This window comes from Paraprevotella sp., assembly GCF_986071375.1.
In genome coordinates this window covers 76,007-92,506 of record NZ_CFQRNQ010000006.1, presented here as the reverse complement: position 1 = coordinate 92,506, position 16,500 = coordinate 76,007, and the positions used below count along the sequence as shown (strand labels likewise).

Below are 16,500 nucleotides of genomic sequence, written 5' to 3'. Positions count from 1 at the left end.
GTTGAAGTTTAAAATCCGGTGCAAATATCGCACTTTTCTCCGGATTTCACAACATTTTTCCTTATCTTCATCCCATTCTCATTTGTTGTAACAGCTCCTTTTGCCTTTCGCTCAGGTTGGCAGGGAGTTGCACATTATAGTTCAGAATCAAGTTGCCGCGCGTACCGTCCGCTTGCATGTTACCTTTTCCTTTCAGGCGGACTTTGGTGCCCGGCTGTGTACCCGGTTTGATTTTCAGTTTCAATTTGTCGCCTTCCGGAGTCTGTACGATAATGGAACCGCCCAACAATGCCGTGTACATGTCGATGTTTACCGTGCACTCACGGTCGGCGTAGCTTACAGTCCCGCTTTCGTTTCCGAAAGGGTCGAATCCCCGTTTGAAGCCGCTGCGGTAGCTGCGTGCGTGTCCGCCGCCTCCGCCGAACATTTGCGTGAAGAAGTCCGAGAAGCCTCCTCCTGTAAACTGACTGAAGTCAAATCCTTCAAAGCCGCCTGCGTCTGCACTGCCTGTGGCACCGCCGCTCATGCCTGCCATTTTCCAGTGTTCGCCGTATTGGTCGTATTTGGCCCGTTTTTCCGGGTCGTTCAATACGTCATACGCTTCATTCAGAGCCTGGAATTTGGCTTTGGCTTTAGGATCGTCGGGATGCAGGTCAGGGTGGAACTGCTTGGCCCTTTTCTTGTAAGCGGCCTTGATGTCCTTTTGTGGAGTATCTTTGCTGATACCCATTATTTTATAATAATCTATAAATGCCATGGTTAAAATCTCCTTTCTGCCTAATTTGCAACAAATAAGATGCCAATCTGTTTGTAGAAGACGGCATTATTGTTATTTTTGCATGGAAGATTCAATTTCGGAGGGCTGATTATGATAAAAAGTACGGCAGGCAAACAAGTCGTGAGTTTAAAGATTGTACATACGAGTGACGTGCATGGCAGTTTTTTCATGCGAGATTATGTGAACAATCATGCCGTAAAAGGAAGCCTTTCGCGGGTGTACGCTTACGTGCAGTCGTTGCGGAAGGTTTATGGGGACAGGTTGTTGCTGATGGACGGCGGTGACATATTGCAGGGGAGTCCTGTGGTGTATTACAATAATTTCGTAGCTTCTTCCGGAAAGAATCTGGCGGCGGAAATCATGAACTATATGGCATACGATGTAGGTACGATAGGGAATCATGACATCGAGACGGGGCATGCGGTGTACGACCGTTGGACGGCCGCCTGCCGTTTCCCGGTGTTGGGGGCCAATGTGATAGACCGGGCGAGGGGCGGATGCTACTTGCCTCCCTATTGCATATTGGAGCGTTACGGTGTGAAAGTGGCCGTAATGGGGATGACGACCCCGGCTTTGCCGAATTGGCTTCCGCCGGCTTTGTGGGACGGCTTGGAGTTTGAGGACATGGTGTCTTGTGCAAGTCGGTGGGTGCCCCTGATTCGGGAGAAAGAGCAGCCGGACGTGCTCGTCGGACTGTTCCATTCCGGAAAGGAAGGCGGCATCGTTACGCCGGACTATTCGGAGAATGCGGCTTTGGACGTGGCCCGTGAGGTGGCGGGATTTGATGTCGTGTGCTATGGGCATGACCACATGAAGAACTGTGAAACGGTGATGGGGCCCGGTGGCAAAGAGGTACTTTGCCTGGCTCCGTCGAGCATGGCTGTAACGGTGGGCGAGGTCGATATAGACGTAGAGACGGGACGGGAGGGCAACCGTGTGGTGTCCGTGAGGGGGAAAGTAACGGATTTGTCGTACTATAAAGGTGAAGAATCCAAATACATGCAGCGTTATTTCAGCCGTTATATCCGGAATACGGAGTATTATGTGGGGCAGAAAATCGGCCGGTTCGTGCGTACGATTGAAAGCCAGGATGCTTATTTCGGCCCGTCGGCTTTTGTAGACATTGTCCACCGGGCGCAGTTGGAGGCCACGGGTGCCCAGCTGTCGTTTGCAGCTCCGGTTTCTTTTGCGGCTAGCATCAAGGAGGGGGACGTGTGCGTGCGCGACGTGTTCAATCTTTACCGTTACGATGACGTGCTGTACACCATGCGGCTTACTGGACAGGAAATCAAGGATGTGTTGGAGATGAGTTACGGACTTTGGACGGCGCAGATGAAAACGCCGGACGACCACGTGATGCTTTTGGACTATGTGTTGGACGAAGGCAGGCGTTTGGGGTTCAAGCATTTGGCTTACAACTTCGATTCGGCTGCCGGTATTTGTTATACGGTGGACGTGACGAAGCCTTACGGCGAGAAAATCCGCGTGACGGGGATGGCGGACGGAAGTGCGTTCGGACTTGAAACGTGGTACACGGTGGTTGTCAATTCCTATCGCGGAAACGGAGGAGGGGAACTGTTTACTAAAGGTGCCGGCATTCCTAACGAGAAGTTGAACGAACGCTTGCTGTCCAGTACGGATAAGGACTTGCGTGCATGTATCATAGAGTATATCAAGGGCAAGGGCGAGATTGATGCCCGTCCTTTGTACCAATGGCGTTTGGTGCCGGAAGCATGGGCCGTTCCGGCTTGCGAGCGCGACCGTCAGCTGCTGTTCGGGAAGCGTGAAAAGGAAGAATGATATACAAAAAACGTTCTGCGCCAAACGGAATTTTGTTCTGCTGAGAATGATTTATCAATCTGCTGAGAACGATTTTCCGTTTGGCGCAGAACTTTTTTACAACTGTAACCGGTTGTAAATCAATGATGTTGTTCTGGTAAATAATATGTACGGAAGACCGGATGCCTGGCGCGTCCGACCGACGATGCTTTGTGGGGCAGGCGAAGGGAACGCGTGCGCTGCGCGTCAATAGCGGAACTTGTTTTTGGTACTTTCCTTGATGAAACCGTGGCGGTAGGCATAAAGCAATTCTTTCAGCTCTTCTATCTGGCTTTCCAGTTCGGCACCCTTGTCGGTGTCCCTTACCATCATACGTTGGGTGCTCATTTCCACGATTTGCGTGGTGCTCACAATGTCCGTTCCGTTCTTGATAGCTTCTTCGGCCGATGTGAACGGTTCGTGCTGTACCAATTGGAATCCCCGGCTGTGGAACACCAAGGTGTAGCCCGCTATTCCGGTCGTATTATGATATGCCTTGGCGAAGCCGCCGTCGATGACCATCAGTTTGCCATTGGCTTTGATGGGTGTCTCTCCGCGTCCCACGCGTACCGGGACGTGGCCGTTGATGATGTGGCGGTGCTGCCCCGTGACACCGAACGAATCGAGAATCATGTCGCAGACTTTCTCGTCGTCCCTCAATCTGTAGTAGTACCCTTTCTCTTCGGTATGGGTGGTTTTGTCCTCCAGGAAATAGCGTTCGAAAGTAGTCATTTTGGATTTGTCGAACAGGGGGGAGTCCACGCCGCACCACAGATACCAAAAATAGTCGACGGCAAACTTCCTTTCTTTGGGCTCGGTGTCGCTGTTGAAAGCGGAACGCAAGACCAGACCTATCTTGTCTAGCAAAGCCCGTCCTTTGACTTTTTCTCCGTTGATGTCCACTTCCTTCAAGCTTCCGTCGGCATTGAGCGGTACGGAAGCGTGGAACAGCAAATTGGAGTTGAATATCCCGTACATGCATCCGTGGGAGAACAGGCATTGTATGTGTTTGTTCAGCTTGTCGCTCACGCTGAAAGAATGGTGCAGTTTGTTGACCAGTTCTTGTTCTTCGGCTGTAAGCCGGTAGGGGGATTTAGGGTCGATGGTGGGGAAATAACAGTCGCGCATGGCATATTCCTTTCCGTCGCGCACGAAAACTTTTCTTTCAAAATCAATGTGCTCCAGTTGTTTCCTTTCTTGCATGTGCCATTCGGGGCGGCTGTCTATCATGGCAGCTTCGAGCTTGAACTGGATAATGCTGATGGCCTTGTGCATCTGTGCGATGAGGCGCCGGGCTTTCTGGTTATGCCTCGTGTCGTCTTTGTCCAGTTGCGGCCCGAAATAATGGCAGGGGTCGTCGGCGTATGTTTCCATGGCGAACGTGGCAAGCGGCACCAGATTGATGCCGTAACCGTCTTCCAGTGTGGCGAGGTTGCCGTAACGGAGCGTCAGGCGCAGCACGTTGGCAATGCAACAGTCGTTGCCGGCTGCCGCCCCCATCCAAAGCGCGTCGTGGTTGCCCCACTGTATGTCGAAGTTGTGGTAATTGCACAGTGTGTCCATGATGATGTGCGCTCCGGGGCCGCGGTCGAAGATGTCGCCGAGGATGTGCAGTTGGTCGATGCTCAGGCGTTGTATCAGGTTGCAGATGGCGCAGATGAATTCATCAGCTCGTCCGGTGGACACGATGGTCTCGATGATGCGGTTGAAGTAGGCTTGTTTGTTGTAGTCCTGAGGGGACTCGTGCAATAACTCCTCTATGATATAGGCGAATTCCTTAGGGAGCGCCTTGCGCACCTTGGAACGCGTGTATTTGGAAGAGACCGACTGGCATACGCTTACCAGTTGGTGAAGTGTGATATTGTAGAAATCGTTCAGGTTCGTTTCGGAGTTCTTGATGTATTGCAGCTTTTGCTCGGGGTAATAAATCAGGGAGCAGAGTTGCCGGATTTCCGATTCCCGCATCGTGGTTCCGAATATTTCGTTCACCTTGCGCTTGATGTTGCCCGACGCGTTTTTCAAGATATGTTGGAAAGCCTCGTATTCCCCGTGTATGTCGGCCAGGAAATGTTCAGTGCCTTTGGGCAGGTTCAGGATGGCCTCCAAGTTGATGATTTCCGTGCACGCGGCACCGATGTCGGGAACGCTTTGGGAGAGCAGTTCCAATAGTCTCATGTCGTTCCGAATCTTTTCGTAGGAGTATATCTGGGTCATAGTATTTGTATTTCGTTTGTTCGTTATGACAAAATTACGCAAATCTTTTGTTCCCTACAATGTTTGTTGGCGCTTTTTCGTGACAAACAGGCTGATAGGATGCAGGAATCATAGTGTTAATTCTTTTAAGAAAGCATCAATATACTGAAAACAGTACCTCTTAATGGCAAAAAAAACGTAATTTTGCAACTTCATAGAATAAGAAATGCGGAATAGATTCTTTTGTACTGTGCTTTTGTACGGGCTGTCTTGCATGTTTGTTCGGGCTGCCGGAGAAGGCGGGCATGCCTTCGCTGAGGTGAAAGACAGTATAAAACCTGACGCGGATTCTGTATCTTCAGTTGTGGAGCCGGTTCGCAAGACGCGTAATCCGCTTAAGTGGATAGGGCGTTACCTGAGTAACACCAATAAACACGAAGACCGTCCCTTCGATTTCAGCATGCTGATAGGGCCGAGTTATTCGGCTGCCACTTCCGCCGGATTGGGAGCTACGGCCTCCGGTCTGTATTCATGGGATCGTTCCGATCCTTTGTTGCCCAAGTCCAATGTTTCGGTATACGCCAATGCGTCCCTGTCGGGAATGTTGGCTGTCGGGTTGCGGGGAAATAATTTTCTGCCTCATCAGAAATATCGTTTCGATTATCAGTTGTCGTTTTATACTTTCCCGGGAAAATTTTGGGGGATAGGTTATGAAAGCGGTGCCAGTGATGCGAATAAGAGCGACTATGAGCGTGTGAAACTCCAATTCAAGCCCAGTTTCTTGTTTCGCCTGAACGAATCGGTCTTTTTGGGGCCGGTCGTGGACATAGAATGGGTGAACAGTTTCGGTTTTGAGAACGAGACGTTGTTGGAGGGACAAGACAAATCGGTGGCGAATTATGGAGCGGGATTTAATTTCACGTACGATACGCGAGATTTTGTACTGAATGCCTACCGCGGCAATTTCTTTCGTTGGGAACAGATGTTCTACCCGTCCGGTTTCGGAAACGACTACGCTTTCAGTTATACCGACTTGACTTATAGTACCTACCATCAGGTATGGAAAGGCGGCGTGTTGGCCATGGAATTGCATACCTTGTTCAATTATGGAGATGTGCCTTGGACCATGATGGCCCAGGTCGGGGTGTTGGGGCGCATGCGTGGGTATTATGAAGGGCGATATCGCGACCGTAATATCATGGAAGGGCAGTTGGAGCTGCGCCAACATGTTAAAGGGCGTAACGGGATAGCCGTATGGGTGGGTTTGGCCAACGTGTTTCCCGATTTCGGTCATATATATTATGATGAGATACTTCCCAACTATGGTATCGGCTACCGTTGGGAGTTCAAAAAAAGGGTGAACATACGTTTTGATTTGGGCTTTACCAAAGACAGCCCGAATTTCACCTTTAATATCAATGAGGCCTTTTGAAAAGAACTAAAAAACAGAGATATAAAATGAAATTTAAGAGTGTGTATGTCTCAGGGCTGTTAGCTGTATGGCCCGTGATGCAGGGCATGGCCCAATCGGAACTGATTAAGTTTGGTGATTTTGATTCATGGATTGTCCGCAACATCAAGGAGAGCGGCATTATCGGTGGAGATACCAAACAGTTGTACGAAATCGGTCCGGATGCGGTCTGGAACGAGAACAAGGCTTACACGAACCAGGGAGGTTCGCCGTGGGCTACATCGAATGTGATGGCCAAAGTTTGCGGAATCACAAAGACGAATACTTCGGTTTACCGGGAGAAGCGAGGAGACGGCTATTGTGCCCGTCTGGAAACCCATGTGGAAAAGGTGAAGGTGATGGGCATCGTAAATATAGAGGTGTTGGCAGCCGGTTCTGTTTTTTTGGGCAGTGTGCCCGAACCGATTACCAATACGTCCAATCCGATGAGCAAATTGGCTGTGGGCATACCTTTTACCAAACGTCCGCAGGCTATCAGTTTCGACTATAAGGTGAAGCTTTCCGACGAACCGGACCGTATCCGTCAGACAGGGTTTAGCCGTGTGACCAAAGTCCAGGGGAAAGATATGCCCGATGTGGTATGTTTGCTCCAGAAACGTTGGGAAGACAAAAAAGGGAATGTGTACGCACAACGTATAGGGACGATGATTCATCGTTTCAACCACAATACGGATTGGGTAAACGCTGCAAAATTTCCTATTAAATATGGTGATATTACCAAGCAGCCCGGGTTCCAGAGTTATATGGGGCTGATATCCGGAGACAGGACACAATACACCCGTAACAGCAAGGGGAAGATGGTGCCTATCAAGGAAGTGGGTTGGGCCGATGCCGGTGAAACTCCCACGCATATCGTGCTACAGTTCGATTCCAGTTACGGAGGCGCGTACGTGGGTTCTGTAGGAACCACATTGTGGTTGGACAATGTGCATGTCATATATTAAAATAGGTAAGTGGACAATATGAAGACGGACCATTTTACATACGAAGGTGTGCCGACGCCGTGCTATATCATAGAGGAAGATTTGTTGCGGCGGAACTTGGAGCAGATTCGGGATGTGTCCCGGAGGGCAGGAGTAGAAATCATTTTAGCCTTCAAGGCTTTCGCTTTATGGAAGTCGTTCCCTGTTTTCAGGGAATACATCAGCCATACTACGGCTAGTTCCCTCTATGAGGCTCGTTTGGCGGCAGAAGAGTTCGGCAGCAAGGCACATACTTATTCGCCGGCCTATACGGAACGTGATTTCGACCGGATACTTTCGTATAGCAGCCATGTCACGTTCAATTCCATGAGCCAGTATGCCCGTTTCTATCCGAGCGTGGAGGAATACAGCCGTCTGCATCCGGAGGAGCGTGTTTCTTGCGGGCTGCGCATCAATCCGGAGTATTCGGAGATAGAAGTGGACTTGTACAATCCTTGTGCGCCCGGTTCTCGTTTCGGTATGATGGCCTCGCAACTTCCGGACAGCCTGCCTGCCGGGATTGAAGGATTCCATTGTCATTGTCACTGTGAGAGCTCTTCCGAAGCACTCGAACACACTTTGCTGCATATAGAGGAGAAGTTTGGGGGATGGCTGTCCCGATTGAAATGGCTCAATCTGGGAGGCGGCCATTTGATGACGCGGAAGGATTATGATGTGGAGCGTTTGGTGGCCATCCTGAAAGGCTTGAAGGAACGCTATCCCAACCTTACGGTCATTTTGGAGCCGGGCTCGGCTTTTGCCTGGCAAACCGGTCCGTTGGTTGCTTCGGTAGTCGATGTGGTGGAAAATAAAGGGATACGCACGGCCATTCTCGACGTGAGCTTCACTTGCCACATGCCGGATTGTTTGGAAATGCCGTATCAACCGGTGGTACGTAATGCCGAGACGATGGAACCCGATGCGGTGAGACGTGCGGCTCCGGAAGAAAATGTCTATCGCTTGGGCGGGAATAGTTGTTTGAGTGGCGACTACATGGGAGCATGGCGCTTTGGCCATCCTCTCGCGCCGGGCGACCGGATTATTTTTGAAGACATGATACATTATACTACGGTTAAAACCAATATGTTCAATGGCATCCGCCATCCGGACATCGCGATGCTGCATAGCGACGGAACTTTGGAATATTACCGTCGTTTCAGTTATGAGGATTATCGTGACAGGATGTGTTGAAAATAGAAAAAAAAGAAATAACGAATGATTTTTTTCAAGCAGATGCTTGCGCTTTTAAAAAATAGTTGTACCTTTGCAACCGCATTCAGGGGAGTGCAAAAGTTAATGAACTTAATGGAACAAGCATCTTTTGCGGAAATAGCTCAGTTGGTAGAGCACGACCTTGCCAAGGTCGGGGTCGCGAGTTCGAGTCTCGTTTTCCGCTCAAGATATTCAGAAACATTTTTGCCCAGGTGGCGGAATGGTAGACGCGCTCGTTTCAGGTGCGAGTGTTGAGAGACGTGCAGGTTCGAGTCCTGTTCTGGGCACATAGAATGTTTTCTGTATCATTCGGAGAGATGGCGGAATTGGTAGACGCGCTACTTTGAGGGGGTAGTGACAATTGTGTCGTGGGAGTTCGAGTCTCCTTCTCTTCACACTTTTCATAAGCAATATAATTGCGGAAATAGCTCAGTTGGTAGAGCACGACCTTGCCAAGGTCGGGGTCGCGAGTTCGAGTCTCGTTTTCCGCTCAGATAAAGCTGCCCGTGAGGGTGGCTTTATTTGTATTTACACTTCTGTTTCATTTGTTTTCTTCGTTTCGTTTGCGGTAGAGTTGGTAAGAGTTGTAAATATTGTGCCAAATGCTGTAGAAGCCTCCGGCTACCGATGTAACCGGAGTCATGAATGTATACCCCATCCAAATGGCAAATACCGTGTTCTTTTGTCCCAAGGCTTGACCGGCACTAATGGGATCGTTGTAACGGGTTCCGATGTGTTTCCCCGCCCAGAATTGTACGACGCAGCAAACAAGCGATATGCCGGCTATGCCAAATTGGTAAAGCGCCGATACTTCGCTGTGGACGATACTCTTCACGGTAACCCCGATGGCAATGGCCAGTGCCACGGCCCACAAATAGAATGCCAGGTCCTTGCAGCGGAGAACTAGCTTGTGTATGCCAGGAAGGCAGTAGCGGACGAACAAGGAGGCCAGGAACGGGCAGAACAATAAAGGAAAGACTTTGCTTAATATCAAAGAAAAGGAGACACCAAATGTCAGGTCAGGGTGGGGGTGGACCAAGGGGACGAATATGGGGACAATCAGTGCCGTGGCCAGATTGATTAAAATGGTATAGGTCGTAAGGTTGGCCGCATTGCCTCCTAATTTCCCGGTGACTACAGCGGCTGCCGTAGCTGTCGGGCAAATCATGCACAGCATGGCTGCTTCTGCCAAAACTTGGCCCGGCAGATTGGGAAAACATTTCAAAAGCCCGGCCAGGAGGGCAAAACAGCTAGCTTGGATTAAGAGCAGCCATCCATGCCAACGGCAAGGACGGAGTTCTTTGGGATTTACTTTGCAGAACGTTATAAAAAGCATGGCAAAAATCAATACCGGTTGCAGGATGCCGACGAACCGGGCTACGTAAGGTTTCGTAGGCTCCAGGACAGGAATGCCTGTGTAAATGAAGTAAGACAATGCCCCCATGAGCATGGCGATGGGGAGCGTCCAGTTTTTGATGAATCTGATGATAGACATATTCAAATTATCATGAATGGTTGTGCAAAGTTACTTATTTTGTCATCGCGGAGGTGGATTACACCGGACAAAATTTGTCCGGACGGGAGATTTTATATAATTTTGCATCGGTCTCCGACTAATTATGCCCGAGGGGTATAATTGTTCGGATTTTATGGTTTTATTTATATAATGAATTGATGAATTTATACATTCGCTATTTTGACGAGGAGTGCGTGGTGAGTTCGGCGGAAGAGGCTTTTGATTTCCTGTCTTCCCTGCCGGGTATTACGTTGGATGAGGCTTTCGTGAAAGACTTGCGCCAATACATGGATAGCCCGATGCCATATCCCAAGCGTTATAAGGTACGTCCCCGTGTGTATTTTATTGTGATTAAGACAACGGCTACGACTTTGGCCGAATTTAAAGTGAACGGAGGCAGGACGCAGTCTTTAGCCGAAAGTTCGGAGAAGGAAGCACCGGCCCGTTTTTCCATTAACGACCGTCCGGGATGGTATGAGGGGGAAATCCTTTTCAAACGTGTGGTTCCCATTCCTGGCACCACTAAGTTCCAGTATAAGGATACGCGGTTCAAGGCTCGTTGCAAGGCTCGTAACACGCAGGAGTGTTACAACCGTATAGTGGAGCATTTGCGTTCGCGGCAAGATGTGGATGCGCGTAGCCAGTTTCCTTCCGTAAAAGGAAAGAATTTCTCTTGTTCTTATTTGGGCATGACGTTGGAAGAAGCGTAAAACCCGTAAGGGGAATGAGTCCGGTCGTTTGTATCGGAACGTTTTCCTTATGTAGGGGATTTTATTTTAAAGATAAAGGGATACCGGTTACGGTATCCCTTTTTTATGATTTGTTTTTTATTGAACTTCATTTTGAGCCTGCCAAATTGTCAGTTATAATGAGTTTTGGTTTGTTTTTTTCGGGAGTGGTTGCGGATTCGTGTGACAATAATGGATTCTCGTGCCTTTTGCCCGGGACAATGTTTGTACTTGCGAGCACTTTCCTTGCTCAAAAGCAAGCTTTTGGCTTGGAACTGCACTTGCCTTTCGCTATCTTTGCGTGCGGAAAAGGACCGTTCAAAAGAAAGGAGACGATTATGCTTGCATACACGTTCGTAGAACAAGGGAGATTCGAATTAAGGGAAAAGCCGCGTCCGGAGTTGCAGGACGGGCGGGATGCCATCGTACGGGTGACGTTGGGGAGCATCTGTACCAGTGATTTACACATCAAACACGGGAGTGTGCCGCGTGCCGTACCGGGAATCACGGTGGGGCATGAAATGGTCGGGGTGGTGGAAGAAGTAGGCCGTGAGGTCACTTCGGTCAAGCCGGGCGACAGGGTGACCGTGAACGTGGAGACATTTTGCGGGGAATGCTTCTTTTGTCGGCACGGGTACGTGAACAACTGCACCGACCCTCATGGCGGTTGGGCTTTGGGTTGTCGTATCGACGGTGGACAAGCCGAATTTGTCAGGGTTCCGTATGCAGACCAGGGCTTGAATGTGATTCCCCCATCGGTGACCGACGAGCAAGCTTTGTTCGTGGGCGACATCTTGGCCACAGGCTTTTGGGCAGCGCGTATCTCGGAAATCAAGGAGGAGGACACGGTGTTGATTATCGGCGCAGGCCCTACGGGGATATGCACTTTGCAGTGTGTCATGCTGAAAAATCCGCATCGCGTCATCGTTTGCGAACGGTCGGAGGAGAGGTTGCGTTTCGTGCGCGAACACTATCCCGGGGTAGAGGTGACGACTCCCGAAGGCTGTAAAGACTTTGTGCTGTGCCATAGTGCCCATGGAGGGGCGGACGTGGTGTTGGAAGTGGCCGGTGGCCAGGACAGTTTCCGGTTGGCCTGGGAATGTGCCCGTCCTAATGCCGTCGTGACGGTTGTGGCACTTTATGACAAGCCCCAGTTGTTGCCGTTGCCGGACATGTACGGGAAGAACCTGACGTTCAAGACTGGAGGGGTGGACGGTTGCGATTGTGCCGAAATCCTTTCCCTGATAGAGGCGGGCCGGATTGACACCACACCGCTTATCACCCACCGTTTCCCGTTGGAACGTATTGAAGAAGCCTACCGGATTTTTGAGAACAGGTTGGATGGTGTCATCAAGGTGGCCGTCACCGGACGGGGGCGATAGGGAAAAACGAACCCCGGTTTCCGATGCTTGTTTGAGGCAGGAAATCGGGGCTTGTATAAGTGAATGTTTACCGACGCGTTACCGGACGATGACTTTTTGCCGGTCTACGATATATAGCCCTTTGGAGAGGCCGCGCACTTGTTCGTATCCGTCTACGGTCACTTGCCGCACGATGCGTCCGTCCGTTCCGTATATGGAAACGGTCAGCACTTGTCCTTCCGGGCCTTGCAAGCTGATGTAACCTTCTCCGCCGTATGCCTTGACGGTGGCTGTGCCCTTGTGTACGGGAGTGACGGAGGTGGTGCCGTCGCCCAGGTAATACAACCTGAAGTTGTCGGCCTTATACCATCCGTCGTTGCCTTTGATGCCAAGGGTGAGCATGCCGTCCGTCACGTGGATGCTGTCTATGAAGGTCTCCCTCAGGTAACGTTTGCCGAAGCCGTCGTCGGTCATCGTGGCTGTGGATGTATTGGCAAAGAGTGTCACGCTTTGTCCTTCGTCGGTGGCTATCCATGCTTTTACGCGGTAGAATCCGTTTTTCAGGCCCGTGGCTTTCTGGCTCAGCGTGACGCTGCCTTTTCCGGAACTGGAATAGGAGTGGAATACGTAACTGCCGTCTGCGTCCACCATGTAATTGTCCAAGGACGAAACGTCCGTCACCTTTGAACTCTGCCCTGTCTCGCGTGTGATGTCCCAACCCGTGGTGCGACGGCTTTCAAACGAAGCGTTGGTCAGGTACACGTCCGTGAGGTCGATGGGCGCATCTGTGGGGATGAGGTTCCGGCGGCAGGCTTTGATGCCCTCTTCCAAAAGGGCGGCGGCTTCGGCTATCTCCTCTGCCTCCGGATGGCGGGTATAGCATGCGGCTGCAGTGTGGATTTGGTCAAGGAACGTGTTGAGGTCTTCCGGCGACAACTGCCCTTTGGCATTTTCAGCCAAAAGGTAGGCTTGGTTCAGCAGTTCGCCGAGCGCCTCGCTTTCCTTGTCTTTCTTCTCGTATGCGTAGATGTTGGTGCTTACGTCCTTGTCGTATGTAAGGTAGCCGCTGAAAGCCGGGATGGTGGCCCCCTCGTCCTCTACGAAGGTCTGTATGTCGGCCTTGTTCAGCATGCGGAGTCCTTTCCGGGCCACTCCATTGCTGAAACTGTAGGACAGGGTGTCGGACGTGGCTGTTCCATGCCCGTCATCGACGTTCACGTCGGTGGCCGTAATCCGTTCTTCGCCCGGCCGGGTAGTCCGGTAAAGGTAAGGCGTGCAAGCCTTTAACGTGGTGTTCACTTCGTCCGATTCCGAGATAAGGATGTTGCTCAGTTTCTTGATTCTGCGTGCGCGGCTGCCTTCGGGCACTTCGCAGTCGAAAGGCAGGGCGATGTATTGCCATTTCGTCGACGAGGATTGCGGGTTGAAGACGGCACGTCGGGCGGTGAAAGGTTCCTTCGCGTAGTAGTCGTGACCCATGGTCAGGCTGAGTTCCTCGCATATCCCGTCCTTGATGATGTTTTTTCCTTTGGCTTCCGAGGCGGCATCGAGATAAAACAAGATGTTCGGATTGGCGAGCTGTGGCACGCTGTCTATGCCCGTCACGCGGGTCAGGTCGAAATGCGTGGACGGCACGGTAGATGCCAGTTCCAAAAACTTGTCCTTGTTCCAGTGCCCGGAGAAGACGGCTCCCCAGTTGTCCGTTTCGGCCATGGTGAGGTCGCAACCGGCTACCTTGAAATAGACGATGGTGTCTTCCGGTGCAGCCTCTATCGTCTGCTCTTCTCCTCCGGCCTTGTAGTCGCGGTGCAGTGCGGCGGCATATAACACGTCTTTTTCCATGTCGTCGAAGTTGAACGTCACTTCTTGTGTCGAGCCTTCTGCAAATACGGTCTCCCTGTCCGACAAATCCCCACGTTTGACAAAGGCCGATTGTCCGGCATCGTATTGGTACAGGTCGCATTGCAAGGTCGGCGTGGTGGCGGTAGCTTCTTGGGCGTTCGTTAAGGAAGCCCGTACGCAGGCTGCGTCGCTGTACACCTTATTATATAATATGGTGTTTTCCTGCCCGCCGACAACGACGGATGTTTCCTCGCTTTCCGGAGCGGCATCGAGCCGGAGGCTGTTCAGCGACAAGGCGGGTTCCTGTGCGGAAGCTTCGGTCGCCAGACGTGCCAGGATACGCGCATTGCTGTCCATGAGGTACATGTAATACGGCCCGGCGATGCTGGGCCGGTAAGTCAGTTCCACGGTCACCGTTTCCCCGCTCGGGACGACCGTGTTCACGTCTCTCAGGTTGGCATCGCTTACGTCTGCCGGTTCCTCTTCTTTCCGCTCAATGGCAAGGTATATCCCCTTGTAGTCCGTGGTGCCATGGTTGGTGATTTCCACCTCGATGGCGTTTTTCATGCGGGTGTACATTTTGCTTGTCCGGATTTCTCCTTCCAGAGAATAGGCACGCGGATGTATGGCATGGGTCATGCCTTGCTGCCCGTTGAATCCGTTCATACCCGTCAAGTCGTCCACAGTGTAATACCCGTCTCCTTGTCCTCCCCATCCGAAATTAAAATGGAAAAGGTTGTCCGAGGCGCGGTATCCGTCTACCACTACGGCATGTCCGCCTGATGTCGGGGATACTCCGCTGTACACGATGGGCCAACCTTTTGCCAGGTCGTCGTACACCATATCTTCCCATTCCGACTGGCTGATGCCGGATTTGTATGTACATCGGCTGTCCATGAGGAATTGTCCGGAGAAGGTATTGACCAAATCACGGATTTGTCCCGATGTGGACGAACCGTAGGTGAGCCAGGTGGAGGTTCCCGTGATGGCCATCAGCGTAGCCACGGCCGTGTTCATGTCCTCGGGCGTGTTTCCTCCGTAGTTGTCCTGCATCAGTTCCCATTGCAAGGGAGTCCCTTTCGGGAACGATTCGGTGACGGGGGCATCGCCGTAACCGTAAGTCGGTGTGTCATACTGCGAACGGTCGGGCAGCTCTTTTCTCCAGTAATATGCCACTTGCGCGGCAGCCGTGGCCACACATCCGGTCAGCGCGCGGCCTCCTCCGTCTTTACGGAATGGGCACAAGTTGTTGTAAGGTGCCCCTTGCGACCAGTGTGCACTGACTAATGGAGCGATGTTCTCTTTGTCATTGGCCCGTGCTTGCGCTCTCGGACCTAAACCTTGGGCTTGTGCCGCTTCTATCATCTGGCTGTATCCTTCCAACCAGTCGAGCATGGCGGGCGGGAGAGTTTGCGGGTCGAAATCTCCTTGTTCGGTGTATCCTAAGACGTAAGGCATACAGTCGTCTCCGGATATGATGACAAAGCCTTGGTGGTTTCCCCTGTTGAAAATATAGAGGGGCGCGTACCCGTCGGTACTGTTGCGTTTGTTCACGAGGGTTTCCACGGTTTCGGGAATCTGGTTGCCACACATGTATGCCTGGGCTATTTCCCTGGCTTTTTCCGGGTCGATGGGGTCGGCCCATATACATGTGGATGACGTGAGAAGCGTCAAAACTGTCAATAAGGGTTTCATCATAGGTTTCTATTTTTATTGATATTAGATTAATACGACCAAAGGTAACTTTTTTTATGGACATTCCCGTCGTTTTCTTAAAATACTTGTGGTAGAACGTATTTATTTTATTACTTTTGCCAAAAAATTAAAGAGGAAAGGATATGCAGAAGAAGAATTACTATTTGGAGTCGGTTCTCGATTTGAACGCCAGTAATGTATGGGGAACGGAAGCCCAAGAGCTTTTGGAATTGTGGCAAAAGGATATTAAGGAAGAAGGTTTTTCTTCATCTGAGGAAAAAGTGCTGAACGTCATCCGGTTGGCTTTTGACGTGTATCATTTCGACCCGAAAGATGACCGGGATGTCATGAGGTATAATAATGGAGATTATGTCATTCTGCCCAGTGTGGACAAACGCAAAGGAGCCGTGGCCATACGTAAGAAAGAGATCCGCCGGATTACGGATCTCTCGTATGAGAACATTAAACATATTACGGCATCCGACCTGCTGAAGTTGATAGAAGGTAATTTCGGTGGTGGTTGGGATTCCATATCTTTGACGATAAAAGACATTATAGAGTCGGCTTTCGACATTAGTACGACAACCTTGCCTGCTTCACGCATTCATGCAGCGGGCGGTACGTTGGAACGTAAGGTTGCTGATGGGTATGAAGTACTGGAGATTGCGAAAGGGACGTGGGTAGAGGCTATTTTTGCCAAAAAGCGCGAACCGGTAGAGAAGTTGCGTTTTGTGCCCGAACCGGAATATGACGAAGACGGCAACCGCCGTATTGTGGACGAAGACACAGAAACTGATTCGGAGTCGGAAGAAGAGGGCGATACGGCAGGAGATGACACTTTTTACGGAAGCTATACCCCTGAGGCGGACATCAAGGATGTAGATGAAGAACTGGCAGACGAATGACCTTTGGGCCGGAAAAAGA

The 16,500-nt window shown here is 50.9% G+C and carries 11 protein-coding genes and 4 tRNA genes; 11 read left to right on the top strand and 4 right to left on the bottom strand.

The window, feature by feature from the left end:
* Positions 1-67 precede the first annotated feature (67 nt).
* The gene (locus AC5RDV_RS04915; protein WP_008629468.1) at positions 68-757 is read right to left on the bottom strand and encodes a DnaJ domain-containing protein; all 690 of its coding nucleotides are present in this window, start codon (positions 755-757) and stop codon (positions 68-70) included.
* Between the two features lie 111 nt (positions 758-868).
* Between AC5RDV_RS04915 and AC5RDV_RS04910 the strand changes: the two genes are divergently transcribed.
* Positions 869-2,578, top strand: coding sequence for a bifunctional metallophosphatase/5'-nucleotidase (locus AC5RDV_RS04910; RefSeq protein WP_282747156.1), 1,710 nt, complete (start codon positions 869-871; stop codon positions 2,576-2,578).
* A gap of 225 nt (positions 2,579-2,803) precedes the next feature.
* Here AC5RDV_RS04910 and AC5RDV_RS04905 read toward each other — a convergent pair whose 3' ends face one another.
* Positions 2,804-4,810, bottom strand: a complete 2,007-nt coding sequence (locus AC5RDV_RS04905; protein ID WP_276786200.1) for a fructose-1,6-bisphosphatase — start codon at positions 4,808-4,810, stop codon at positions 2,804-2,806.
* Between the two features lie 205 nt (positions 4,811-5,015).
* Between AC5RDV_RS04905 and AC5RDV_RS04900 the strand changes: the two genes are divergently transcribed.
* The 7 genes from AC5RDV_RS04900 (at position 5,016) to AC5RDV_RS04870 (ending at position 8,925) form a co-directional block, all read left to right on the top strand.
* Positions 5,016-6,221, top strand: coding sequence for a BamA/TamA family outer membrane protein (locus AC5RDV_RS04900; RefSeq protein WP_278767332.1), 1,206 nt, complete (start codon positions 5,016-5,018; stop codon positions 6,219-6,221).
* 26 nt (positions 6,222-6,247) lie between these two features.
* Positions 6,248-7,204, top strand: coding sequence for a PCMD domain-containing protein (locus tag AC5RDV_RS04895; protein WP_040603157.1), 957 nt, complete (start codon positions 6,248-6,250; stop codon positions 7,202-7,204).
* An 18-nt stretch (positions 7,205-7,222) separates the two neighbouring features.
* A complete protein-coding gene (nspC, locus tag AC5RDV_RS04890; protein WP_130893024.1) occupies positions 7,223-8,413 on the top strand; it encodes a carboxynorspermidine decarboxylase in 1,191 nt (396 codons plus the stop codon).
* Positions 8,414-8,545: 132 nt separating this feature from the next.
* Positions 8,546-8,618: transfer RNA gene (locus tag AC5RDV_RS04885), tRNA-Gly, on the top strand.
* A 22-nt stretch (positions 8,619-8,640) separates the two neighbouring features.
* Positions 8,641-8,721, top strand: a tRNA-Leu gene (locus tag AC5RDV_RS04880).
* 24 nt (positions 8,722-8,745) lie between these two features.
* Positions 8,746-8,829, top strand: a tRNA-Leu gene (locus tag AC5RDV_RS04875).
* A 23-nt stretch (positions 8,830-8,852) separates the two neighbouring features.
* Positions 8,853-8,925, top strand: a tRNA-Gly gene (locus AC5RDV_RS04870).
* A gap of 50 nt (positions 8,926-8,975) precedes the next feature.
* Here the strand turns inward: AC5RDV_RS04870 and AC5RDV_RS04865 are convergent.
* The gene (locus AC5RDV_RS04865; protein WP_282747166.1) at positions 8,976-9,929 is read right to left on the bottom strand and encodes a transporter; all 954 of its coding nucleotides are present in this window, start codon (positions 9,927-9,929) and stop codon (positions 8,976-8,978) included.
* A 179-nt stretch (positions 9,930-10,108) separates the two neighbouring features.
* On the opposite strand from AC5RDV_RS04865, the gene AC5RDV_RS04860 reads away from it, so the two are divergent.
* Both AC5RDV_RS04860 and AC5RDV_RS04855 read left to right on the top strand, forming a co-directional pair.
* The gene (locus AC5RDV_RS04860; RefSeq protein ID WP_008629455.1) at positions 10,109-10,660 is read left to right on the top strand and encodes a hypothetical protein; all 552 of its coding nucleotides are present in this window, start codon (positions 10,109-10,111) and stop codon (positions 10,658-10,660) included.
* A 356-nt stretch (positions 10,661-11,016) separates the two neighbouring features.
* Complete coding sequence (locus AC5RDV_RS04855) at positions 11,017-12,060, top strand: alcohol dehydrogenase (protein WP_040603165.1); 1,044 nt, start codon at positions 11,017-11,019, stop codon at positions 12,058-12,060.
* Between the two features lie 78 nt (positions 12,061-12,138).
* On the opposite strand, the gene AC5RDV_RS04850 is transcribed toward AC5RDV_RS04855, so the two are convergent.
* On the bottom strand, positions 12,139-15,579 hold the full coding sequence (locus AC5RDV_RS04850) for a C10 family peptidase (protein ID WP_282747167.1): 3,441 nt from the start codon (positions 15,577-15,579) through the stop codon (positions 12,139-12,141).
* A 140-nt stretch (positions 15,580-15,719) separates the two neighbouring features.
* Between AC5RDV_RS04850 and AC5RDV_RS04845 the strand changes: the two genes are divergently transcribed.
* Positions 15,720-16,481 carry a hypothetical protein gene (locus AC5RDV_RS04845; RefSeq protein ID WP_008627345.1) on the top strand — a complete coding sequence of 254 codons (762 nt, stop codon included), beginning with the start codon at positions 15,720-15,722 and terminating at the stop codon, positions 16,479-16,481.
* Positions 16,482-16,500 lie beyond the last annotated feature (19 nt).